General features: G+C 48.4%; 21 protein-coding genes, 1 tRNA gene and 1 riboswitch. Of the genes, 6 read left to right on the top strand and 16 right to left on the bottom strand.

From position 1 onward, the window contains the following. Positions 1-6: 6 nt before the first annotated feature. The 6 genes from lonB to WH37_RS04695 form a co-directional block, all read right to left on the bottom strand. Complete coding sequence (lonB, locus tag WH37_RS04670) at positions 7-1,710, bottom strand: ATP-dependent protease LonB (RefSeq protein ID WP_046229403.1); 1,704 nt, start codon at positions 1,708-1,710, stop codon at positions 7-9. A gap of 233 nt (positions 1,711-1,943) precedes the next feature. Then, positions 1,944-3,056, bottom strand: coding sequence for a flavodoxin-dependent (E)-4-hydroxy-3-methylbut-2-enyl-diphosphate synthase (gene ispG, locus WH37_RS04675; protein WP_046229404.1), 1,113 nt, complete (start codon positions 3,054-3,056; stop codon positions 1,944-1,946). Positions 3,057-3,150: 94 nt separating this feature from the next. After that, positions 3,151-4,407, bottom strand: coding sequence for an ATP-dependent protease ATP-binding subunit ClpX (gene clpX, locus WH37_RS04680; RefSeq protein WP_046229405.1), 1,257 nt, complete (start codon positions 4,405-4,407; stop codon positions 3,151-3,153). Positions 4,408-4,430: 23 nt separating this feature from the next. Further along, a complete protein-coding gene (gene clpP, locus WH37_RS04685; protein ID WP_046229406.1) occupies positions 4,431-5,015 on the bottom strand; it encodes an ATP-dependent Clp endopeptidase proteolytic subunit ClpP in 585 nt (194 codons plus the stop codon). Between the two features lie 217 nt (positions 5,016-5,232). Beyond that, positions 5,233-6,540 carry a trigger factor gene (tig, locus tag WH37_RS04690; RefSeq protein ID WP_046229407.1) on the bottom strand — a complete coding sequence of 436 codons (1,308 nt, stop codon included), beginning with the start codon at positions 6,538-6,540 and terminating at the stop codon, positions 5,233-5,235. Positions 6,541-6,628: 88 nt separating this feature from the next. Then, complete coding sequence (locus tag WH37_RS04695; protein ID WP_414811811.1) at positions 6,629-7,537, bottom strand: hypothetical protein; 909 nt, start codon at positions 7,535-7,537, stop codon at positions 6,629-6,631. Positions 7,538-7,828: 291 nt separating this feature from the next. Between WH37_RS04695 and WH37_RS04705 the strand changes: the two genes are divergently transcribed. Further along, a tRNA-Arg gene (locus tag WH37_RS04705) sits at positions 7,829-7,902 on the top strand. A gap of 188 nt (positions 7,903-8,090) precedes the next feature. Beyond that, a riboswitch (guanidine-I (ykkC/yxkD leader) is annotated at positions 8,091-8,190 on the bottom strand. Positions 8,191-8,236: 46 nt separating this feature from the next. Here WH37_RS04705 and WH37_RS33350 read toward each other — a convergent pair. The 5 genes from WH37_RS33350 to WH37_RS04720 form a co-directional block, all read right to left on the bottom strand. After that, entirely contained in the window at positions 8,237-9,829 is a 1,593-nt protein-coding gene (locus WH37_RS33350) for a stalk domain-containing protein (RefSeq protein ID WP_197091340.1), read from the bottom strand. 215 nt (positions 9,830-10,044) lie between these two features. Further along, positions 10,045-11,304, bottom strand: coding sequence for a TraB/GumN family protein (locus WH37_RS04715; protein WP_046229410.1), 1,260 nt, complete (start codon positions 11,302-11,304; stop codon positions 10,045-10,047). A gap of 16 nt (positions 11,305-11,320) precedes the next feature. Continuing rightward, complete coding sequence (locus tag WH37_RS36985; protein WP_269431270.1) at positions 11,321-11,443, bottom strand: hypothetical protein; 123 nt, start codon at positions 11,441-11,443, stop codon at positions 11,321-11,323. A 261-nt stretch (positions 11,444-11,704) separates the two neighbouring features. Beyond that, on the bottom strand, positions 11,705-11,839 hold the full coding sequence (locus WH37_RS36990; protein WP_269431271.1) for a hypothetical protein: 135 nt from the start codon (positions 11,837-11,839) through the stop codon (positions 11,705-11,707). Continuing rightward, positions 11,823-12,203 carry a hypothetical protein gene (locus WH37_RS04720; RefSeq protein ID WP_046229411.1) on the bottom strand — a complete coding sequence of 127 codons (381 nt, stop codon included), beginning with the start codon at positions 12,201-12,203 and terminating at the stop codon, positions 11,823-11,825. The genes WH37_RS36990 and WH37_RS04720 overlap by 17 nt, the downstream gene beginning before the upstream one ends. A 160-nt stretch (positions 12,204-12,363) precedes the next feature. Here WH37_RS04720 and asnB point away from each other — a divergent pair, with 160 nt between their 5' ends. Next, complete coding sequence (asnB, locus tag WH37_RS04725) at positions 12,364-14,211, top strand: asparagine synthase (glutamine-hydrolyzing) (RefSeq protein ID WP_046229412.1); 1,848 nt, start codon at positions 12,364-12,366, stop codon at positions 14,209-14,211. A gap of 117 nt (positions 14,212-14,328) precedes the next feature. Beyond that, the gene (locus WH37_RS04730; RefSeq protein WP_046229413.1) at positions 14,329-15,069 is read left to right on the top strand and encodes a glycosyltransferase; all 741 of its coding nucleotides are present in this window, start codon (positions 14,329-14,331) and stop codon (positions 15,067-15,069) included. Positions 15,070-15,140: 71 nt separating this feature from the next. Here the strand turns inward: WH37_RS04730 and rdgB are convergent, their stop codons facing one another. The 3 genes from rdgB to WH37_RS04745 all read right to left on the bottom strand — a co-directional run bounded on the left by rdgB (position 15,141) and on the right by WH37_RS04745 (position 17,748). Beyond that, on the bottom strand, positions 15,141-15,776 hold the full coding sequence (gene rdgB, locus WH37_RS04735; RefSeq protein ID WP_046229460.1) for an RdgB/HAM1 family non-canonical purine NTP pyrophosphatase: 636 nt from the start codon (positions 15,774-15,776) through the stop codon (positions 15,141-15,143). Next, a complete protein-coding gene (gene rph / locus WH37_RS04740) occupies positions 15,776-16,525 on the bottom strand; it encodes a ribonuclease PH (protein WP_046229414.1) in 750 nt (249 codons plus the stop codon). The genes rdgB and rph overlap by 1 nt, the downstream gene beginning before the upstream one ends. A 161-nt stretch (positions 16,526-16,686) precedes the next feature. Then, entirely contained in the window at positions 16,687-17,748 is a 1,062-nt protein-coding gene (locus WH37_RS04745; protein ID WP_046229415.1) for a GerMN domain-containing protein, read from the bottom strand. Between the two features lie 139 nt (positions 17,749-17,887). On the opposite strand from WH37_RS04745, the gene WH37_RS04750 reads away from it, so the two are divergent. Both WH37_RS04750 and WH37_RS04755 read left to right on the top strand, forming a co-directional pair. Beyond that, entirely contained in the window at positions 17,888-18,427 is a 540-nt protein-coding gene (locus WH37_RS04750) for a phosphatidylglycerophosphatase A family protein (protein WP_046229416.1), read from the top strand. Positions 18,428-19,088: 661 nt separating this feature from the next. Continuing rightward, complete coding sequence (locus tag WH37_RS04755) at positions 19,089-20,915, top strand: APC family permease (protein WP_046229417.1); 1,827 nt, start codon at positions 19,089-19,091, stop codon at positions 20,913-20,915. On the opposite strand, the gene WH37_RS04760 is transcribed toward WH37_RS04755, so the two are convergent. Together WH37_RS04760 and WH37_RS04765 are read right to left on the bottom strand one after the other, a co-directional pair. Next, entirely contained in the window at positions 20,900-21,889 is a 990-nt protein-coding gene (locus WH37_RS04760) for an MBL fold metallo-hydrolase (protein ID WP_046229418.1), read from the bottom strand. The two genes, WH37_RS04755 and WH37_RS04760, sit on opposite strands and share 16 nt — an antisense overlap. Next, positions 21,889-22,638: a class I SAM-dependent methyltransferase gene (locus WH37_RS04765; protein ID WP_046229419.1), complete on the bottom strand. Its 750-nt coding sequence runs from the start codon at positions 22,636-22,638 to the stop codon at positions 21,889-21,891. Before WH37_RS04765 ends, WH37_RS04760 begins: the two co-directional genes overlap by 1 nt. A 106-nt stretch (positions 22,639-22,744) precedes the next feature. Between WH37_RS04765 and WH37_RS04770 the strand changes: the two genes are divergently transcribed. After that, positions 22,745-22,960, top strand: a complete 216-nt coding sequence (locus tag WH37_RS04770) for a Ger(x)C family spore germination C-terminal domain-containing protein (protein ID WP_046229420.1) — start codon at positions 22,745-22,747, stop codon at positions 22,958-22,960. The last annotated feature ends 1 nt before the right edge of the window (position 22,961 follow it).

Below are 22,961 nucleotides of genomic sequence, written 5' to 3' on the forward strand. Positions count from 1 at the left end.
ATTTTATCATTCTGCGGAATCAGCCTGCAAATAGGGAACAGCTGCCCCCATATATCGCTCGTTTGCAACGTGGTTTTCCACTTCATTTACGACGGTATTTCCTAGAGGGAACACAAGATTAAACACTTCATCTACACGTTCCACAGGAATGACCTTCAAGCCTTTCAGATCGGCAAAGATGGCCTGCCAATTTTCACGCGGGATAATGACCGTATCCGCTCCTGCCTGAAAAGCGGCCTCGACCTTCGCCAGCACGCCGCCTACAGGCTTGACGTCGCCATGGATGCCCACTTCTCCAGTCATCGCCAGCTTGTTGTCGATTGTCTCGTTTTTGATCGCTGAAGCAATTGCCGTCGCCATCGCAACTCCAGCAGACGGGCCATCGATCGGCGTTCCGCCTGGGAAGTTGATATGCAAGTCATAATCCTGCGGATTGAGACCATACCGGCGCAGCATCGTCAGGACGTTTTCGACAGAGCCCTTCGCCATGCTTTTGCGGCGCAGCGTACGCGAGCCTCCGCCCAGCTCTTCCTCCTCGACTACTCCGGTAATCGTATATTGTCCTTTACCGCTTGCAGCGGGAATAGCGCTGACCTCGACTTCGAGCAGCATGCCCATATTTGGGCCATAGACAGCAAGACCGTTAACGATTCCCACTTGCGGCGCATCTGGCACCTTCCGCTCTGGACGCGGTGGAATTTGGCTGCTGTTCACAACCCATTCTACATCGGCAGCTGTAATGCGATCCCGCTTCTCGGATAAAGCAACGCCTGCTGCCAGCTGAATGACGTTTACCGCTTCACGGCCATTTGTCGCATATCGCTGTACGACCTCAACAGCCTCAGGGCAAGGGGAAAAACCAATTTTCCGAATCGCATTTTCGGCAATGGAAGCAATTTCACCCGCCAGCAGCGGACGAAAGAAAATTTCCATGCAGCGCGAGCGAATCGCGGGCGGCAGTTCCTGCGGCGAACGTGTCGTTGCACCGACAAGACGGAAATCGGCAGGCAGCCCATTTTGAAAAATATCATGGATATACGAAGGAATGTTAACGTCCTCGGAATTATAATAGGCACTCTCCAAATATACTTTGCGATCCTCGAGTACTTTTAACAGCTTATTCATTTGGACGGGATGCAATTCCCCGATTTCGTCAATGAACAAAATACCGCCATGCGCCTTCGTTACTGCGCCAGCCTTCGGCTGAGGAATACCGGCAACGCCCATCGCCCCCGCGCCTTGATAAATCGGATCATGAACAGAACCAATCAAAGGATCAGCAATTCCGCGCTCATCGAATCTCGCGGTTGTCGCGTCAATTTCCGTAAACTTCGCTTCAGGCAAAAACGGGGAGGCTGCGTTTTTCTTCGCTTCCTCGAGCACGACGCGAGCGGCCGCTGTTTTGCCAACGCCCGGCGGGCCATAAATAATGACATGCTGCGGATTTGCGCTGCACAGCGCAGCTTTCAGCGCACGCAGGCCATCCAGTTGGCCAACGATATCCTGCATCGCCTGTGGCCTCGTCTTCTCGGCCAGCGGCTTCGTCAGCGAGATGGAACGCAGCTTGCGCAGCTTATCCATCTCCTTGCGGGACTCTCGGTCAACCGCAGATCGATTCGTTTTTTGATTGCGCAGCAAATTCCAGAAGTACAAACCGATAACCACCGCAAAAAACACTTGAATCAGCATCAAAATAATACTTAAACTCATTCGTTACCCGCTCCTCTCAAAGGCACACTATCCGGCAATAAAGTTCATAACTGGTAGTATTGCCTCATCAGAAGAAAAATAACCGTCGATATAAGCGTAAACGGCGCTGCCGTCCTTCGAAGGCAGCGCCTGTTTCGTGGTGAAATAAAAGCATATTTATAAAAAAACTTATAACTACTTATATTTTCAAAAAAACCGTGCCGTCGTTCACATGAACAACAGCACGGCCATGTTTATAAGGCAGGCGTATGATGCTTGCGGCCAGGAATTTCTCCCGTCTCTTCAAAAGCTCGAACAATAATATCAATTTCCTTCTTAAGCTCGCTGAGCAGCTCAGCTTCCGGTACTTTGCGAACCAGCTCTCCATAACGGAACAGCATCCCTTCGCCTCTTGCTCCAGCAATACCAATATCTGCTTCCCGCGCTTCGCCAGGACCGTTGACGGCGCAACCAAGCACAGACACCTTGATCGGCACCTTGATTTTCGAAATATATTCCTCCACCTCGTTAGCGATGGTGAACAAGTCAATATCAAGCCGACCGCAAGTTGGACATGAGACGAGCGTTGCCGCATTCGTAATAAGTCCAAACGTTTTCAGCAGCTCACGAGCTACCTTTACTTCTTCCACTGGATCAGCACTTAGACTAATACGCACCGTGTTGCCAATACCGAGCGTCAGCAGCGCGCCAATACCGGCAGCACTTTTGATCGTTCCGGTATGCAGGGTTCCGGCTTCCGTGATGCCAAGGTGCAGCGGATAACGAATTTTCTCAGCAGCCATTTTGTAAGCGGCAATGGCCATTGGTACATCAGATGCTTTGAGCGACACAATAATATCGTGGAAATCAAGCTCCTCCAAAATACCAATGTGGAATAAAGCACTCTCAACCATTGCTTCTGGCGTCGGATAGCCGTATTTCTCCAGCAAATGATTTTCCAAGGAGCCTGCATTTACGCCGATACGAATGGGAATGCCTTTTTCCTTACAAGCCTTCACAACCGCTTCAACACGCTCGCGGCGGCCGATATTGCCGGGATTGATTCTAACCTTGTCAATGCCGTTTTCAATTGCAGCAAGCGCGAGCCTATAATCAAAATGGATATCGGCAACAAGAGGAATATGAATCCGCTTCTTTATTTCCTTAATCGCTTCCGCCGCTTCCTTATTGTTGACGGTCACGCGAACGACCTGACAGCCCGCTTCCTCGAGCCGAAGTATTTCCGCAACAGTTGCCTCAACGTCTGCCGTTTTGGTCGTGCACATACTTTGAATGATGACTTCGTCGCTGCCGCCAATCGTCAAGTTTCCGACTTTGACAGGCACCGTATCTTTACGTGTATACATACAGTGATCTCTCCCATGAACGTCAAAGTCCACCCTCTTGATGCGAGCTATGAAGCCGCCCAGCGGGTGGAACAGTGACGGTGATGAATATTATTTAGGCGCTTTCTTCCTTCTTCTTACCCTTCTTCGCAGTCAGCTCAGGCATAATTTTGTCCCGAACCGCTTGCTCCGTAACAAGGCAAGTATTGACATCATCGCGCGATGGAATTTCATACATCACATCAAGCATAATGCCCTCAATAATGGCACGAAGGCCGCGAGCACCCGTATTGCGCTTGATTGCTTCCTTAGCGATCGCCTCCAGAGCGCCTTCTTCGAAGTCCAATTTTACATTGTCCATCTCAAGCAGCTTCTGGTATTGCTTAACGAGCGCGTTTTTCGGTTCGGACAAAATCCGTACCAAAGCTGGCTCATCAAGCGGCTCCAAAGTCGAGATAACAGGAAGACGGCCGACAAACTCGGGGATAAGACCGAATTTGAGCAAATCTTCCGGCAAAACCATCGACAAGTATTCGCCTGCTTTCAAGTCCTTCTGTACTTCCCCAGTGGAATTGAAGCCGATCACTTTTTTGCCGATACGACGTTTGATTAACTGCTCCAGGCCATCGAAGGCGCCGCCGCAAATAAACAAGATGTTCGTCGTATCAATTTGGATAAACTCTTGATGTGGATGCTTGCGTCCGCCTTGTGGCGGTACAGATGCAACCGTACCTTCAAGAATTTTCAGCAAGGCTTGCTGCACGCCTTCACCCGATACATCGCGTGTAATCGAAGGGTTCTCGGATTTACGAGCAACCTTATCAATTTCGTCGATATAAATAATGCCGCGTTCTGCTTTCTCAACATCATAATCTGCCGCCTGAATAAGCTTGAGCAAAATGTTCTCTACGTCCTCGCCTACATAACCCGCTTCAGTAAGCGAAGTTGCATCAGCAATTGCGAAAGGAACGTTCAAAATTTTAGCCATCGTCTGCGCCAGCAGCGTTTTACCGGAGCCTGTAGGGCCAACCAGCAAAATGTTGCTCTTTTGCAGCTCAACATCTTCAATTTTGCTTTGCGAATTTACCCGCTTATAGTGGTTGTAAACCGCAACTGCAAGCGACTTCTTCGCAAACTCCTGTCCAATAACATAGGAATCAAGAATACCGCGAATATCTTGCGGCTTCGGAATGTCTTTCAGGTCCAGCTCTTCTTCATGACCTAGCTCTTCCTCTACAATCTCCGTGCAGAGCTCGATACATTCATCGCATATATAGACGCCAGGACCGGCAACCAATTTACGCACTTGCTCCTGCGATTTACCGCAGAATGAGCATTTCAGCTGGCCCTTCTCATCGTTGAATTTAAACATGGAATCACCCCTTCATCAAAATCTTATACCGGCGTGGTAATAACCTTGTCAATCAAGCCGTATTCCAGCGCTTCCTGCGCACTAAGAAAATAATCGCGATCTGTATCGCGGTCGATTTTCTCATAAGGCTGGCCGGTACGCTCCACATAAATATTATTCAGCTTATGCTTGGTTTTAAGAATCCAGTCGGCATGAATTTTAATATCCGTTGCCTGACCTCTTACACCGCCGAGCGGCTGATGAATCATAACTTCACTGTTAGGCAGCGCAAAACGCTTGCCCTTGGCTCCCGCTGTCAGCAGAAGGGAACCCATGCTCGCAGCCATACCCACACAAATCGTGGAGACGTCGGGCTTAATATATTGCATCGTATCAAAAATGCCCATGCCAGCCGTTACGGAACCGCCAGGGGAATTAATGTACAGATGGATGTCTTTCTCAGGATCGTCGGCCGTTAGAAAAAGCAGCTGTGCAATGATAGAGTTTGCAACATCGTCATCAATCGCACTTCCGAGAAATATAATTCTGTCCTTGAGCAAACGCGAGTAAATATCGTAAGACCTCTCCCCGCGATTCGTTTGTTCGACTACGATAGGTACCAGATTCATCCGACCAACCTCTTTTCGTTTATGGCTTAATTTCCAACTTTATTGTAACACGCCAAAAGCTCACTGTCATTTTTCACTACTACCTTATGCGAACGGCGATGCTTGATATGTACGGAGAACTGCCCCGCGCCTTCATGTACCAATATGTAGTTTGAAAATAAGGCACGTGGGTAGACGTGCCTTATTCTCAGGTTAATGCTTATATTCAGTTGATTGATTAAGCTTCCTCTGCCGCTTCAACGATCTTGCTGTTGTCATTCAGGAACTTGATTGTTTTACGCAGTTGAACATCTTGCTTCAGGCTGTCGATGTTGCCGTTCTTCGTGAAAAGTTCACGCAGCTCTTCAACCGGACGGTTGTACGAAGTCGACAGTGTTTCAAGCTCAGCTGTCAAATCCTCGTCTGTAATTTCGATGCCTTCAGCTTTAGCAATCGCTTCAAGAACCAGGTTGTTGCGAACGCGTTTTGCCGCATCGCTTGCCATTTGCTCACGAAGCACGGACTCGTCTTGGCCAGAGAACTGGTAGTACAGGTCCAGCGTCATGCCTTGCATGCGAAGACGGTTTTCGAAATCGCGAAGCATGAAATCCACTTCCGTATCAACCATCGGCTGTGGAATTTCCACTTGCGAAGCTTCGCTTGCTTTTTCAACGATTTGAACTTCAAGCGCTTGCTCTGCATCTTTAGCTTTCTTTTCTTTCAGCTTGCCAGCAAGATCTTGCTTGTACTCTTCAAGCGTATCAAATTCGCTGACATCCTTAGCGAACTCATCGTCAAGAGCAGGCAGGCTTTTGCGTTTGATTTCGTGCAGCTTCACTTTGAAAACAGCTTGCTTACCAGCAAGGTTTTCAGCATGGTATGCTTCCGGGAACGTCACTTCAACATCTTTGAAGTCGCCGATTTGCATGCCGACTACTTGATCTTCAAAGCCTGGAATGAACGAGTTCGAGCCGAGCTCTAGCGAATAACCTTCGCTTTTGCCGCCTTCGAATGGCTCGCCATCTACATAACCGTCAAAATCAATGACAGTTGTATCGCCGTTCTCAGCTGGACCTTCATCAAGAACAGTCAGCTCAGCATGGCGTTGCTGCAGGCGTTCCAGTTCAGCAGCGATTTCTTCTTCGCTAACTTCTGTGCTTGCAGCTGTAACTTCAAGGCCTTTGTACTCGCCAAGCTCAACTTCTGGCTTAACGATAACTTTAGCTTTGAATTTGAACGTTTGGCCTTTGCCAAATTGCTCAACATCGATTTCAGGACGGTCAACCGGCTGAAGATCGTTTTCTTCGATTGCGTTTGTGTAAGCTTCAGGCAGCAAAATGTCGATTGCATCCTGATAAAGGCTCTCTACGCCAAAGCGCGATTCAAACATGCCCCGTGGAACTTTACCTTTACGGAATCCAGGAACGTTAACCTTTTGAACGACTTTCTTAAACGCTTCATCCAGTGCTACTGCTACTTTCTCAGCACCAACCTCAACATCGATGGAGATGATGTTCTTGTCTATTTTTTCCCAAGTTGCTTTCATTTTATGCTTTCCCCTCCAAAAATACGCATACATCCGTAGATTTCACGTTTCATAAACCATTCTATTATAATAGTATTGAGCTTTTTAATCAAGGCTCGGGATCTTCATCCCCTGGCTGCTGTACAACGGCTACCTGACGAAGCGTCCGGCAGGCCTGTTCGTAACGGAATCTAAGTGCTTCTGTAATGCCGTATGTATCTCGAATATCATCATCATTGACGGTGCCGTATACGGTAATTAACAAAGTCTGGTGCAGCGCTCCTGCGTAGCAATCCACCGTCTCCTCATCATCCCGCAGCATCCAAGTGTAAGCGGTCGTGCCGTATAAAAATTGCAGGCTATCTTTCCACAGCTCTCTTGCAAAATGTGGAAGCGTTGGATCATCCGCCTCCGTAATGCTCTCCACGCGCTCCAAAATGCGATTGACGGGCTGCGGAAAATCATCCATTGCAAGCGGTGTTGCCTCGATCTCCAGCTCTGCCTGCTCGCCTAGCCGCTCCATAACGAGCCGTCCGGTCGCCCCTCGCTTGCGCAAGCATTGCAGCGCCTTGAACTGCACGATAGGATGAACGTCTGACGCCGTAGTGAGCCACTGTGAAATGATGTCATCCACCTCGGTTGCCCGGATGAATACCGCCCGCTCCAGCGCCAATATCTGCTGATCAATCATCGGGTGATGCTTCATAATGTAGAGCACCTGTTTCACATAGCCTTCATCTTGTTCAGCAGGATTGAGCAGATCTTCCCGTATCGCTTGCTCATCCGCTTCCTGCTCTGCTGGATTTAAAGCTTCCTCTTCACCTGGAATGCGATATTCCGGAAAAGCCATGTCGAGCCAGGAAAGCAAGCTTTCCCATTCCTCATAATGACGCTCGTCCTCACCTTTGCAGGAAAGCAGGAACTGCAGCAGTCGCTTGGCTTCACCGTATTGCTCGGCTTCAAGCATCCGGGTCAATTGAATTTGATACTGATCCAACATTCGCGGGAACAAATACACGTTTTTTCCTGTGCCTTCATTATGCGAGTCATTGGGAGTTGTAATGGTACCACCACCTTGTCGGTCAAGCTCCAGCTTCGTCTGTCCATTGCTTGCGATAGATTATACCATGGAAGCGAGCAATATAAAAATATACGTTTATCCAGCAGCAATTTTATAAAAAAGCTTGCCCTGCACATTGAAAATGTGTATATTAATTCATGTGGCTTTTTTACCCAAGTTTTTTCAGGCAGAAACATAAAATTGCCTATTGCGTAAATACAGGCTGCCATGCTATACTCATTCTTACGTGTCCCAGTAGCTCAGCTGGATAGAGCAACGCCCTTCTAAGGCGTCGGTCGGGAGTTCGAATCTCTCCTGGGACGTTCCCTAAAACAAAAAAACAATCATTTTGATAAATCAGAACCCCCCGCAGACGTTGATATACCAGCGTTTGCAGGGGGATTTTTGCATTACGAGTAGTCTTTCGAGAATACAGATCAATATATATGAAGTATTTACTACATGTAGCAAAAATATAAAAAAGCCTGGGAAACAAACTGTTTTTCAAGTTTTCTCCCAGGCTTTTATCCCTCCGTGACACAACCTTTAGGCTGTGCGTTTTCTCTCGGACCAGCCGCTATAGATATCGCGGAACCCTAGAAAATTTCAACAGGTATTCTTCTCATAAAATTACCATTTGCAGCTAGATGGTGCCCATTAAATCTGGATGGTTATAAGGTCATCATCTCCATAAGGGTCTAAAGTATAATACATTTCCCCCTCATTATAATCAACGATTGCAAGCATAAAATTGTGGAATACGCGATAACCTGATCCTTCCCGTTCAATAGAATCAGCTGGGTAGCTGCTAGGGTAGCTTTGGGAATAGGTATCAAAATATAAGCCGAATATCGCATTATCGACATCCAGGGTATCATATAGGTCTTCAGCAATATATTGAACAATATACGGTATATTCGTATCATCCTTTTTCTGAAGCTTCATCAAACTCGAGTAAGACGCAGCATCAGTCATGGCCCCACCAATTAAAATATCTTGTTTATCCTTGGAAAGCGTAGTAAACCATTCAAATTCCAATTCCAAGCCCTCAAAGGTAAAATAGCTATACTCCTCATTTAAATAATCCTCTATTGCTTCCGCTTTTGCAGCTAGCGACGTTGTTTCAGACGCTGTTTCACCTGGAGCTGCGGCTGCATAGGTTTTGGATTGCTGAGGCTTCTTCAGAAAAGTGCTTACATCTGTAGAAGGAATAGCTAAATTGATAGCTGCAGAGCTTTCTACAAGCGCAGTTGTAATGCCTACCAGCTCGCCTCTTAAATTAAACAAGGCTCCGCCGCTGCTTCCATGATCGATAGGTGTTGAAATTTGGATATAATTTTGGCCATCAACGACTCTGCTCTTCGTACTAACAACGCCGGAAGTAAGGGAATTGGTAAAACCAAGCGGTGAGCCAATTGCCACGACAGATTCGCCCAATTTCAGCTTGGAAGAATCGCCAATCGTAACGGTTGGCAAGTTCAAACTAGCCGAGTCTATTTTGATCAAAGCCAGATCTCTATCCTTATCCACATTCAAAACGGTGCTGGATACATACTTCGCTTCATCACTTGTATAAATGACAGCATTATGAGCACCTTCAATAACATGATAATTGGTTATAATTTCGCCCTTTGCACCGACAATTACGCCGCTGCCGCTTGCAATCGCCTTATTATTCTGATCGACTACCTCAATATACACAACCCGGTCGGACAGCTCGCCTATTTGCTCAATCGTTAAATCCTGAGTCTTAGTAGGATCTGTTGGGGTAGGTGTAGGGGTAGACGTAGGTGCTGGCGTAGTAGTCGGAGCAGGAGTTGCCGTCGTTGTACTACCAGCATTCAAATATATTTTTTTGCTTTTCACTTCAATACCATAGCCTAACGTTTCACTTACAAAACGCAGTGGCACATAAGTTACACCCGATATCGCCTTAGGTGCCACATTTAATTTAAAGGATGCCCCGTTCGAATAGGCTACCGGATTATTAATAGTTAAAATAATTTCCGTATTATCTTTCTTGGCATTGATCGTTTTCGTTTTGCCATTGTAGCTGATCGTTGCCCCTAACGCTTCAAACAAGTTACGGAAGGGAACTAGCGTTGTGCCTTCACTAACAAATGGAGAATTGCTAAATGTCAGCTCTGTACCATCCAAATATACTTTCCATTTTCCTTCTGCTGCATAACTTGTTGTAGCACTTGGAATTAATAACGAAATCATAAGGATAAAAAATACTATTTTCTTCACTTTCAACATCCCTTCAGTTTATATGCTTCCTGCTTATTGAAGTATATTACAACAATACCATCCAAGTAAAAGATTAATTTTCTGCTTTAAAATAAATTTTACGAATTATAGCATTCATTTTGCAATCAGAGAATGAAAAAGACACCCCTTCATCCCGAATTATCGGGCGAAGAGATGTCTATAATCCCTAATCATCCAATTATAGCAACGATTTATTACAGCCTTTCAGCTGTAAAGCCATCCTTTTCAAGCTGAGTCACGATACCGTCAGGTCCCAGCATATGCAAGGCGCCAACGACTACAAAATATGTCGATTTGTCAGTTCCGTTCAAAAAGCCCTTCACTTGATCCGTCATGCCTTTGTTGCGGTCTTTAATCAGGCCATCGTAATATTCAGGCTCTTTCGCCAATTCATCTGTCAGAGCAACAAGCACATCGTCGCTGCCATTGACCCACATATCGGTTAAAGCATCAATACCAGTAGGCTCCGAAGGTGCTTGCTGGCTTACTGCATCAAGAGCTTGAACCAATTGTTTCTCCTGCAATTCTTTTGAGAAACCATCAAACATGGACAGTTGGCCTTCTGCTGTCTCAAGGGAAATGACAGGGACATTCGCTTTATTCGCTTTTTCTGTAAAATAAAGATCTATGCCATTGCTGCTATCATAACCAGTGCCCTGCATTTGCAGCGCAGAAATGGCTTGTGTCACCGCCCAAGGCTTGTAAGGATCAAACGCATTTTCTGGTAATTTGTTAGCCTTCAACAAGGCAACGATTTTCGCATACGTGTCAGCCGACACATGATCCTTCAGCGTCGTGCCATCCGAGTAAGTGCCCAGCTTGTTTGCATAAGCTTGCAATGCTGTTGCATCCAGCTTCGTCAAGTCTACTTCTACCGCCAGATGTTGTGCTTCTTTGAATGCCTCTTCAATTTCCGGTCGAAGCGGATACATGCTGTCTTTCGCCACATGAATCGAACCAAGCAGGTAAACCGTGTTGCCATTCTTTTCTACTTTCCACAGGAAGCCTTTGCTGCCTTCAGCATTTACCTTAACCGTGAAGGTAATCGTGCGAAGCGCTTTGCTCCAATCTACTTGATAGCCAGTTGCCTCGCCAATGAAACGAAGCGGGATATACGTTACGTTTTTGATTGTTTTTGGAGCAATCCCAAGCTGTTTTTTCTCGCCATTGACCGTAGCTGTTTTGTTGCCAATTTGCAGCGACAGGTCTACGCCTTCTTTGGTAGCGGTTACCGTTTGCGTGCTTTTGTTCCACACGACCTTCGCATCAAGCTCTTCCAAAATCGGACGCATAGGAACGAGCGTGCTGCCCTTCTCAATAACAGGCTCGAAATTGTCAAATTTGACTTCGCTGCCATTAATTACGACGCTTATTGGCTTCTCAGCCGCATGTACAGGAGTAAACAGGGAAAAAGCTACAAATAATGACATGAGTAAAGCGCTAATTTTTTTCATTTGGACTCCTTATAAATCAGTAGTAGTAGAGAAGAATGCTGCTTGCTCGTTGTAAAAACTCCCCCTTCCATACTCTGCGAACGATCAGCAACAAAGCTGCCACGATCAATCGCTTTGCTGCATGGATGTATGCAATCATTCAATCCCTCTTGGTAAGTTTACCCTCTTCACCCACAGGTTTCAATACCCGCCCCGCTCCATTTGTAAATTAATTCCAAATTCAAACAAATGAAAGTACATGGTCTTCTTTATAAAATAAAAAGCGAATGCTTACCGCATTGTAAGCGCCTTATCGGTTCGCTTATTGACGAATCCGTAAGGCGAAGCAGTAAAGCATTCGCTATCAGGTTATTAAAATAGTCGCATACAGCCTTGGGCCAGCTAACATCAAAAAAATGGCTTATCTTTGATTGCCGCGACGTTTGCCAGTCGGGTTATTTTGCGCATCTTGCTGGGGATTTTTATCGACGACCTGCTCGGCAAACTTCGGGTCTACGTCAAATTTCAGGCTTTTATCCTTAGGTGATTGACTCATCTTCTGCTCCTCCTCCCATCGTCGCCTCGTGAAGCGGTAGCCCCATCTGCTCAATATGGCGTTTCGTTGATTCTGTGCCGTACTCATGCAGCAGCCGATAAATTTGGACGATTAAAGAATCGTACCCATAGTTCATTTCTTCATCGCTGGCTGGGCTGAACGGCGTTTTGGCAAAATGGAACGTCTGCAATTCATCCATGCTCGAAAGCTCCTCGAAAAGCTCCTGCAGCCGAATAAACTCATGCTCGTTTGCCATAATTTCCAGCTCATAGGCCGCAGCTCCTTGATCTTCAAGAATTTGCCCAGCCTGGACGGATACATAATATTTTCGGCGGGTTTGATCCAATCCATCGCCTTGTCTCATTTGCAAGCTGACACTCCCTTCCGAATTTATGCCGCAAACACAGCTGCTTGCCACGCCGCCATCCCTAGCTTCCCCAGATGGACAGACATTTTATGCCTTTTTTCAGCATATGACTATTATTATCGCGACTGGAGTCCTGCAGAAGAGAGGGATGAGGGCAATGTGTGGAATAACCGGCTGGATTGATTGGACGCGCGATCTGACCCAGGACAGCAACAGTTTGGAAAAAATGACAAAAACACTTGAGCTTCGCGGCCCTGACGCCTCAGGCACATGGATATCAGCGCATTGTGCGCTTGGACACCGGCGGCTTAGCGTCATCGATCCGGAAAATGGCGCCCAGCCGATGATTCGGCGCACCGAAGACGATGATCTATTTGTCATCGTCTATAATGGCGAGTTATACAACGCAGCCGAGCTGCGCAAGGAATTGGAGGCTGCTGGAAGCAAATTTACGACGACCTGCGATACAGAGGTGCTGCTCCTTGCTTTCATGGAATGGGGCAAAGCTTGCGTGGAGCGTTTTAATGGCATTTTCGCCTTTGCGATATGGAATGTGGAAGAGCAGGAGCTTTTTTTGGCTCGCGACAGACTTGGCGTCAAGCCATTGTTTATTAGCTTTGCTAATGGACTATTCCTGTTCGGCTCCGAGCCCAAAGCGATTTTGGCCCATCCTGCTGTAAAGCCGGAGGTTGGCGCCGAGGGACTTGCCGAGCTGTTTATTTTGGGACCGGCAAGAACACCGGGCCAAGGCGTATACAAGCATATTTCCGAGCTGCTGCCAGCCGAATGTATGACCGTTTCGCAAGCGGGCATTCGCCGAACGAAATATTGGAGTCTGGAAAGCTCGCCCCATACGGAAAACGTTCAAGAAACAGCCGAGCATGTCCGTGACCTGCTCAGGGATACGACGGAGCGTCAGCTCGTATCTGATGTACCGGTCTGCACACTGCTGTCTGGCGGGCTGGATTCCAGCGCCTTGACGACGCTTGCGGTGCAATATTACGAGCAGACCGGGCAAGGAAACGTCCATACGTTTTCAGTCGATTATGCGGATAATGCCAAGCATTTTAAAGCTCATGTGTTTCAGCCGAACAGCGATGCCCCTTGGATTGAGCGTATGACCACATACCTCGATACCATCCATCACCCGGTACAGTTTGATACACCGGAGCTGGTAGCTGCTTTACGCGACGCTACCTTCGCCCGCGACTTGCCAGGTATGGCAGATGTCGATGCTTCGCTGCTTTTGTTTTGCCGTGAAATTAAAAAAGAAGCGACCGTCGCCATTTCTGGTGAAGCGGCCGATGAAATTTTTGGCGGCTATCCATGGTTCCACCGCGAGGATGCGCTGAATGCGTCCACCTTCCCATGGTCGCTCGCCTCGGATATGCGCGCCAGTCTGCTCGCCCCGGATGTGGAAAAATGGATTAAGCCGCTCGATTATATCGGCGACCGCTACGCCCAAGCGGTTGCAGAAGTGCCGCATCTGGACGGCGAAAGCGCAGCTGTGCGCAAAATGCGGCAAATGTCATACCTCAATATTACCCGCTTCATGCCAACGCTGCTGGACCGCAAGGACCGTATGAGCATGGCTGCTGGACTGGAAGTGCGCGTGCCATTTTGCGACCACCGTCTTGTGCAGTATGTATGGAATATTCCATGGGATATTAAAACATCCGGTGACCGCGAAAAAGGCATTTTACGCAAAGCGCTTCTTGGCGTATTGCCAGATGATGTGCTGACACGCAAAAAAAGTCCGTATCCGAAGACGCATAATCCGAATTATTTGGCCGCCGTCAAAGGGCTGTTGCTTGATGTGCTGGGCGATGCTTCCTCCCCACTGCTGCCGCTCATTGATGTCAAAAAAGTGCGCGAGCTCGCCGAGTCTGCAGACGCCAGCTCCAATATTCCCTGGTTCGGCCAATTAATGTCCGGCCCTCAGCTGTTCGCCTATTTGTATCAAATGAACCTGTGGTTGAAGGAGTACAGCATTAGCATTAAATGACGTTACCGTTGTCGAATGGCTCGTTTATTGTATAATTAAAGCAGCGAATGTTACAAAAGGTGGAACAGCAATTGGCTGCATCGTTTCATTCGTGAATTCAAGCTGGAGGATTCATTCATGGGTGTATCGGCCGCAATGATCGTTAAAAACGGTGAAAGATCAATAGAACGTGCAATAAATAGTATCATGGATGCAGTAGATGAAATTATAGTCGTTGATACCGGTTCGACAGACGAAACCCTTTCCATTTTAAACCGATTGGCTGAGGAAAACGAAAAAGTGCAGCTGCACCATTTTACATGGATTAATGATTTTTCGGCTGCCCGCAACTATTCGCTTTCTCTCGTCACGCATAAATGGGCATTCGTTGTAGATGATGATGATGTACTGCCGCCTGATCAAATTCATAAACCAAGACAATATACTTCTGAAATGGATCAGCAGGAACGCGAGGTCGGCATGTATGTCCTTTATAAAAATACTGTAAATGGTGTCGTTAACACCGTTTATGAGAGAGCATATTTGCGACTATTTCCAAGCAGATTGCGCTACAAAGATATGATTCATGAAATAGTGGATACGCAGGGCATGGAGCTGCTGCAATCCGATATCGATCTTTTGCATGACGGGTATGACAACAATGTAGTAGACATGCGGCAAAAGGCAGTCCGCAATCTCACCCTGCTGCAGCAAAATTTAAAGGTAGATCAAGGCAATGCCCGCTTGTGGATGCAGCTTGGAAGGGAAATGAAATCGTTTGATCCAGCCAAGGCGCTCCATTTTTTAAACCGCGCAGAGTCGCTTACAACAAATGAAGGCTTACTGAAATGGATACGGGAAAGTAAACAAGGGCTTTAAAAAAAGGAAGCGAACACGCTGCGCAGCGTGTTCGCTTCCTTTTTCGTTATGAATAGCCCTATTTCCGCCAACTAGACCAGCTTCGGCAATAGCTCCTTAAGTGCATTTCCACGATGGCTAATCTGCTGCTTCTCTTCCTTGGACAGCTGCGCCATGCCGCGATTCAGCGTTGGCAGCCAGAACAATGGATCGTAGCCGAAGCCGCCATCACCGCGCGGCTTGTCCATAATGAAGCCGTCCACCGTTCCTTCGGCTTCAACAAACTCCCCCGTCGCTGGGTCATACAGCGCCAGCGCACATACAAACTGGGCATGGCTCAGCAGCTTCGTGCCATCCTCCAGCGCCTCTCCCGCTGCTTGCTGTGCCAGACGGTTCAGCTCAGCAAGCAGCTTCGCATTATTCGAGCTGTCCGTAGCCCCTTCGCCAGAATATCTGGCGGAATATACGCCCGGAGCACCGGCAAGGGCTGCTACGCTCAATCCGGAATCATCGGCGAGCACCGGCACCTGAAACGCATCGCCTGCTGCCTTCGCTTTAATTCGCGCATTTGCCGCGAAGGTATCGCCATCCTCCACAATATCCGCAAAATCCGGATATTCGTTCAGACTGACAACACGTTTGCCAAGCTTGGCGAAGGCGTGGGCAAATTCCTTGACCTTGCCCTCGTTTTTCGTAGCAATCAAAATGACCTCGCTGCCTAGCTCCATCATTTCTCTGCTCCTCCTCCGATCAGCCCCGCTGCTTCACCCAGCACCTCGCGCTGCTTTGCAATCAGCTCAGCAATGCCGCCTTCTGCCAGTTCCAGAAGCTCACTCAGCTCCTTGCGGGAAAATGGCGCGTCCTCGCCTGTACCTTGAAGCTCCACAAATTGGCCGCTTCCCGTCATCACGACGTTCATGTCCACCTTTGCTTTGGAGTCCTCGTCATAAGCAAGGTCAAGCATCGGCTGATCCTGAATAACGCCCACGCTTACAGAAGCCAAATAATCCGTAATCGGATATTTGGTAAAGGTTACGTTCGTCGACAGCTTGTTCACTGCCAGACAAAGCGCGAGAAAAGCGCCAGTGATCGAGGTCGTGCGCGTACCGCCATCCGCTTGAATAACGTCGCAATCCAGCGTAATCGTTCGTTCCCCAAGCGCCTGCAAATCCACAACAGATCGCAGAGCCCTGCCAATGAGCCGTTGAATTTCCATCGTACGGCCTGTCAGCTTGCCCTTAGCCGCTTCCCGATGATTGCGCGAATGGGTCGCTCTCGGAAGCATCGAATATTCGGCTGTAATCCAGCCTTTGCCCTGATTTTTCATAAAAGGAGGCACACGCTCCTCCACACTTGCTGTACAAATGACCTTCGTTTCTCCGACCTCAATCAGGACGGAGCCTTCCGCATATTTATTTACGCCGGCCGTAATTGTAACCGGTCGCAACTCATTTGTTTGGCGTCCATCTGTTCTCATCGTAATGCAGCCTCCTAGCCTATGTTTCAACACAATCCTACCCATTTTACCAAAGTAAAACTAGAAAAGCATCCGAAACCACAAAAAGAGGGCGCCAATACGCCCTCTTCTTGTCCCAGCAGCCATCACAGCTGGCTCCATTCCATTTTTAAATTCTTCTTTTATGACTTCATCGCATTAACATGATGCGGTCTGCCAACCGGTTCACTATACGAAGTATTTTGATCATCAACTACGTTCGCCTCACCGTTCAAGCGGATTTGAACTTTGGCTGCGCCTGTATTTTCCGTCACAGACAGCACGACGGCCTGCAGCATTTCAGCGGGGGCATTTTGCCCGCTCTCATATGCGGTATCTTGAAGATCCACCGTTACGGTATCATCCTTCTGTTCAATACTTGTAACCTGAATATCATTCGTCATCACGCCGTTCAGCTGTTTGCGGTTAAGCGGACCGGCAATCAGTTCCTCCACCGCAGCTTTCACTGTCGATTCAGGCCTTGTGATCAGCCTTGTAACCGGCACATAATATTGCTCTTCATTGGACGTTTGTGAGGAGAAATAAAGTGTCACTGGCGTTGAATAAGCTGAGCTGACGCCATCCGCTGTTTCCAGATTGATGCCGATTGAGCGAGTAAGCGGACGGTCCAGCGGGAAGCCATCGACCGGCATTTCGCTCAGCTTGCTGCCCTCGTACCAGAGCTCCACCTTTTCAATTCCTGTCATCGCCGTCAGCGTCCACGTAATCGCTTCAACGATTTCCCGCTCTTTCGTTGCCGTATAGTCTGCAAAAGGGGCGGAGAATTCCACTGTCGCCATCTTCAGCTGCGGATCAACATGGTAGGATTTAATTTGAGTGCCTTGCGGAATCACCGCGTGAAAATCTTCCGGAAGCTGGCTGGCATAAGCGCCGCCATCGACCATCATTTCCAGCGCCTTCTGCCCGGCTGCTTCTTTGCCGCCAAGCGTCGTAAGCAGCGAGATCGGAGCGAGGTATCCGTTTTTGTCCTCCAAATAAACGGTCAACTGTGTTTCTTCTCCCTGCGGCGCTACGCTGCTTGTCTGCCCTGTATTCGTACCGTCAAGGACGTTGGTTGATTCCGTCTGAGGCGGGTCAATCTCCTTGCTTGTCTCCGTTGAAAACAGCCCGCACCCTGCGCTCAGCAGAGGCACAACCATAACGCCGCTTATCGCAGCAAGGCGAATCCATTTCGTTTGAACCATTTTGTTTTTTCCTCCTCTAGTGATTTTTGCCGCATGCGGCTTTGTACAACTCTCATTTTGTAGTAATATGTATACGAGCCCTTCCCCGTTTTAGACCAGTTTTGTCCACAAAATTACATCCAATAAGGGGGACACCAGTATGACACCACCACAACCATATAGCTTGAACAGCCGCAAGGTTGCCGAGGCGACGGAGGAGTGGCTTGTTAAGCGCGGCATTACGAAAATCGCCGTGGCCCAGCTCGTGCATTTTTTGCAAAAGGATTATTTTCCAGAGCTAACAATCGATGAATGTATCGTAAATGTAGACGCCGTTTTATCGAAGCGCGAGGTGCAAAATGCAGTGCTCACTGGCATCCAGCTTGATATGCTCGCCGAGGAAGGCAAACTGCTGTCACCGCTTCAGGAAATGATTAAAAACGATGAAGGACTGTACGGCTGCGATGAAATTCTCGCTCTTTCCATCGTCAATGTATATGGAAGCATCGGCTTCACAAACTTCGGCTATATTGACAAGCTGAAGCCCGGCATTTTGAAAAAGCTTAACGATAAATCAAGCGGTGAAGTACACACCTTCCTCGATGATATTATCGGTGCCATTGCGGCCTCAGCCGCAAGCCGCATTGCCCATCGCAAGCAAGCGGAGCGTGAAGGATTAACTAAACCCCCGCTCGATTAAAGTGGGATGTATAACGAACAGGCGCAGTGTCTTGCTCAAGACGCGGCGCCTGTTTCTGTCTATCCAGTTAAAAGGCCTGTTATGCATGTTATACTAGCTCTTCTCCGTGCCGCCCCTCTGCCAACAACCACCCAACCTACTCCTTATTCCTTTCAGCTTTCTTTCTAACTTAGCCTTGTAAAAATATTCGCTCTGTTTTTTGCTTTATGCTGTTATCCCCTTAGCTCAGAAACCGGGCTTCCATAAGTAACTTGCCTCTTCTGAGCTAAGGGGATAACTCCTCAAAGCGAAGCAAGGAGCATGGGTGAAAATACGATATTTATTTTATCGCTCATACTCAGGGCTACGTACGTTTTGAACTCACGAAATAGCATTTCGAACTTACCGCAAGCTACACCTCGCGCCGCTGTACAGCATTGAATTGTAATCGCTTCCATGATCAAAAAGGAAGCATTCCGCCTCTATTCAGCCAAAAACGAGATTTTACAAAAAGCATGACGGAGGACTATGATCATTGCATCTGCCTCAAACCGAGTCGCCTGCGGAGAGATCAAGCAGCTTTTTTTCCGTGATGAAAAAACTTATAACAGGAGATAGTAGCAATAACGTGCTCTGAAAAATGCTTTTTACTCTTACAACTAACTGCTGGCGGTGACCTGAAATGATGACTTTTTTAAAACGGCTTTTAATCGGACGGCCGCTCAAATCCAATGAACTGGGCGACCAGAAGCTGAACAAGCTGAAAGCGCTGGCTATTCTTTCGTCAGATGCTCTATCCTCCGTTGCCTACGGTCCGGAACAAATTTTGATTGTGCTAATAACGGTAAGCGCTGCTGCGTTCTGGTATTCCATACCAATTGCTGCGTTCGTACTCATTTTGCTGCTGGCGCTCATCCTGTCTTATCGACAAATTATTTTCGCCTATCCGCATGGCGGGGGCGCATATGTCGTATCCAAAGAAAATCTTGGCATTTTCCCCGGATTAATTTCAGGCGGCTCCTTGCTCGTAGATTACATATTGACGGTAGCGGTCAGCGTCTCGGCTGGAACCGATGCAATTACATCAGCTTTTCCCAGCCTGCATGAGCATAATGTGTTGATTGCTGTTATTTTCGTTATTTTAATTACGATATTGAATTTGCGGGGCGTAACCGAGTCAGCGTCCATTCTCGCTTATCCGGTGTATTTGTTCGTCCTTGCGCTGTTTATTTTAATCGGGGCAGGCATTTATGACATTGTGACCGGCCATGTGCCGCCTGAGCTGCATACGCCGATTGGCACGCCAGTTGCAGGCATCAGCTTGTTCCTGCTGCTGCGCGCCTTTGCTTCTGGCAGCTCTGCGCTCACAGGGGTAGAAGCCATTTCCAATGCGATTCCAAACTTTCGAGATCCGGCCCCTCGGAATGCTGCGAAGACGCTGGCATCGATGGGCATTTTGCTGGCTATTCTCTTCTCTGGCATTGTGTTCCTGGCCTATTTTTACGGCATTAAACCGGCAGCAGAAGTAACCGTCGTTTCACAAATTGCCGAGCATACGTTTGGAAGGCATTTTATGTATTACTTCATTCAGGGCACAACGGCGCTGATTTTGATTTTGGCAGCCAATACGGGCTATTCGGCCTTTCCGCTGCTTGCGGTGAATTTGGCTAAAGATAAGTTTATTCCACGGATGTTTACGGTCAGGGGCGACCGCCTTGGTTATTCCAATGGCATTATCAGCCTTGGCGTGCTGTCTATCCTGTTGATTATTGCTTTTGGCGGACAGACCGAGCATTTGATTCCGCTCTATGCGGTTGGTGTGTTCATTCCATTTACCCTGTCCCAGACGGGCATGATTGTGAAATGGGTTCGCCAGAAACCGAAGGGCTGGGTCGTGAAGCTGCTTATAAACTCGGCAGGGGCGCTTATTAGCCTGATCGTCACGATGATGTTTTTTTTGACGAAGTTCGCCCAGGTATGGCCTGTGCTCGTGTTTCTGCCAATTATTATTTATGTGTTTCACCGCATTAAAAAGCATTACAACGCCGTCGGCGAACAGCTGCGACTTACAACCTGCGAGCCTGCGTTGCCCATTGAAGGCAATGTGCTGATTTTGCCCGTGGCTGGTATGACTCATGTCGTTGATAATTCCATCGCCTATGCCAAATCATTGTCAGTGAATCAAATTATTGCGGTGTATGTGCCGTTTGAGCGTGAGGAAGGCGAGGCATTCGAGGAAAAATGGAAGGAGTGGCAGCCGGACGTTCGGCTAGTCGTGCTGCATTCGCCTTATCGTTCAGTCATGCAGCCGCTGCTGAAATTTATTGATACGGTGGAGCGCAAGGCCAGCCAGTCAAGTTACCGCGTGACGGTGATTATTCCGCAATTTATCCCGAAACGCGGCTGGCATAATATTTTACACAACCAGACGAGCTTTATGATTCGAGCCCTGCTGCTGCACCGCAAAAACGTCGTTGTAACGACCGTTCCCTATCATTTGAAAAAATAAATAATGCCCGCACGCTCCGTACGCGATATCCGATCTGACTGCTCCAGCTCATACAAATGGGCGAGCGTCTCGGCCATTGCAAAGCGGTGCTGATGCGGGCTTTGTTGTGCTCGTGCACCGAAAGAACGTCCACACACCTCGAAGCCCGTGAGCGGCTCCTCCAGCATAACCAGCATTTGCTCCAGCCGCTCCACATGATGCTGCTTGATTTCGGCAATCCGGCTGGCAAACGTAGTGAATGAGTCATAATGGCCTGGAAAAGCGCGAAGCACCTCATATTCGCTTAAGTGATCCAGACTTGCCAGAAAATCGCCAAGCGGATTTATTTCCTCACCCGGCATGACGCTAATATTTGGGGTAATGCGCGGCAGCACCTGATCCCCGCATATCATCCATTTTTTGCTCGCTTCATAGAAGCAGAGCTGGCCATAGGCATGTCCTGGCGCATCAAGCAGCTCCCACTGCGAACCGCCAAGCTCAAGCGTCTCTCCCGCCTCTATATAGATCATTTGGTCTTGCAGCGGCTGCGGCGAAACTTTTTCATGAAAGCTGCTCAAGTTGCTGCTAATTTCGTCAATATAGCGCTGCGGCATGCCGTGCAACGCAAATAAAGCTGCAAGCTCTTCTGTCATCGTGCTGTCTGCTCCCCATAAGCGCTTGGCATAGCGGTGGGCGCGCCGGGACATCAGTACAGGTGCGCCGCTTAGCTCGGCAAAATGCCCCGCCAAACCGTAATGATCGGGATGCTGATGCGTAAGGACGATACGCGTAATTTGCTCTGGCGCAAACGAATGGTTCGCAAACACCTCTTCCCAAGCCGCAAGCGTCTCCTCTGTTCGAAGACCGGGATCGATAAGCGTATATCCGCCCGCAGGCTCAGTTAGAACGTAGCTGTTTACCGATTTGAGTGCAAAGGGCAGAGGAAGCTTTACTTGCAGCAGTCCATGCTCCCATTGCACCGTTTGTGCCGCCATTATTCCATAGCCCTTCCAAGCATGATGAGGCGCGGCGAGTTCAGCTCATCATAGACCGAGCCATCGACGTTGCCAAATGTTTTCTCCAGCACAAGGCCTGCCTCGGCGAAAGCCTGTTCAAACCACGTGAGCGAATACAGGCGAACCTGCTCATTATAATGGCGATTGTCTGCCTCATTGCTGCTTACGGCAATTTCTATATGCTTTTTGACCCAGCCAGCTTCGATTTTACGCTGCTCGCGAATGACCCAGCCTGTCTCTGCATCCTTGCGCTCCGATGCCGAAACGAGATTACGCTCCACATAAGCCGGATTCAGAAAATCAATCAGAAAAGGCGCACCCGGCTTCAGCATGCGGCGGATTTCCCGCAGCACCTGTACATTCTCTTTTTCATCTGCAAAATAGCCAAACGAGGTAAATAAATTAACCGTTCCCTCGAACGTCCCCGATTCGAATGGGAGCTGGCGCATGTCGCCCTGCACCCAGGTTACACGCTGCAACGCATCATGCTTCCTCGCTTCGCTAAGCAGCGGCTCCGACAAATCCATTCCCGTCACCTCATAGCCGCAATCCGCCAGTGCCAGCGCATGGCGTCCCATGCCACAGCCAATATCCAGCACCTTCGCCGCAGCCGGAAGCTGGAGCCACTGCGCCATCAACTGCACCTCCTTGTAGGCGTTATCCCAATCCCGATGCTTATAAACAACCATATAATCGCTTCCAAAGCTCTGCTCAAACCAGTTGGACATATGTATTCTCCTCTACCCTAGCAATTCACTTTTCATCCCCTCATTGTACTGCACTTTATGTTACTTAGGCAAAAGGATACCCTGTAATGCGAAAAGCTGGGGACCCGTGAAGAAAAAGCTAAGTGCAGATTACGCCAAATCGGCGGACAAGCTGCTGAAAAAAATACAGCAGGCTGGCATCGATCCTTTCGGCTTTGGCCTGAGCTACCGGGCAACCCATGCTGGCGAAGCAGCCTGGCAGCAATGGCAAAGTATTTACCCGACGCTGCCGATCGCCGTCAATGCCCGAATTAAAATCGAAGGGACCGGCCTTATTAAATAGG

The sequence above is a fragment of the Paenibacillus algorifonticola genome (assembly GCF_000971975.1).
Taxonomy (GTDB): Bacteria; Bacillota; Bacilli; order Paenibacillales; family Paenibacillaceae; genus Pristimantibacillus; species Pristimantibacillus algorifonticola.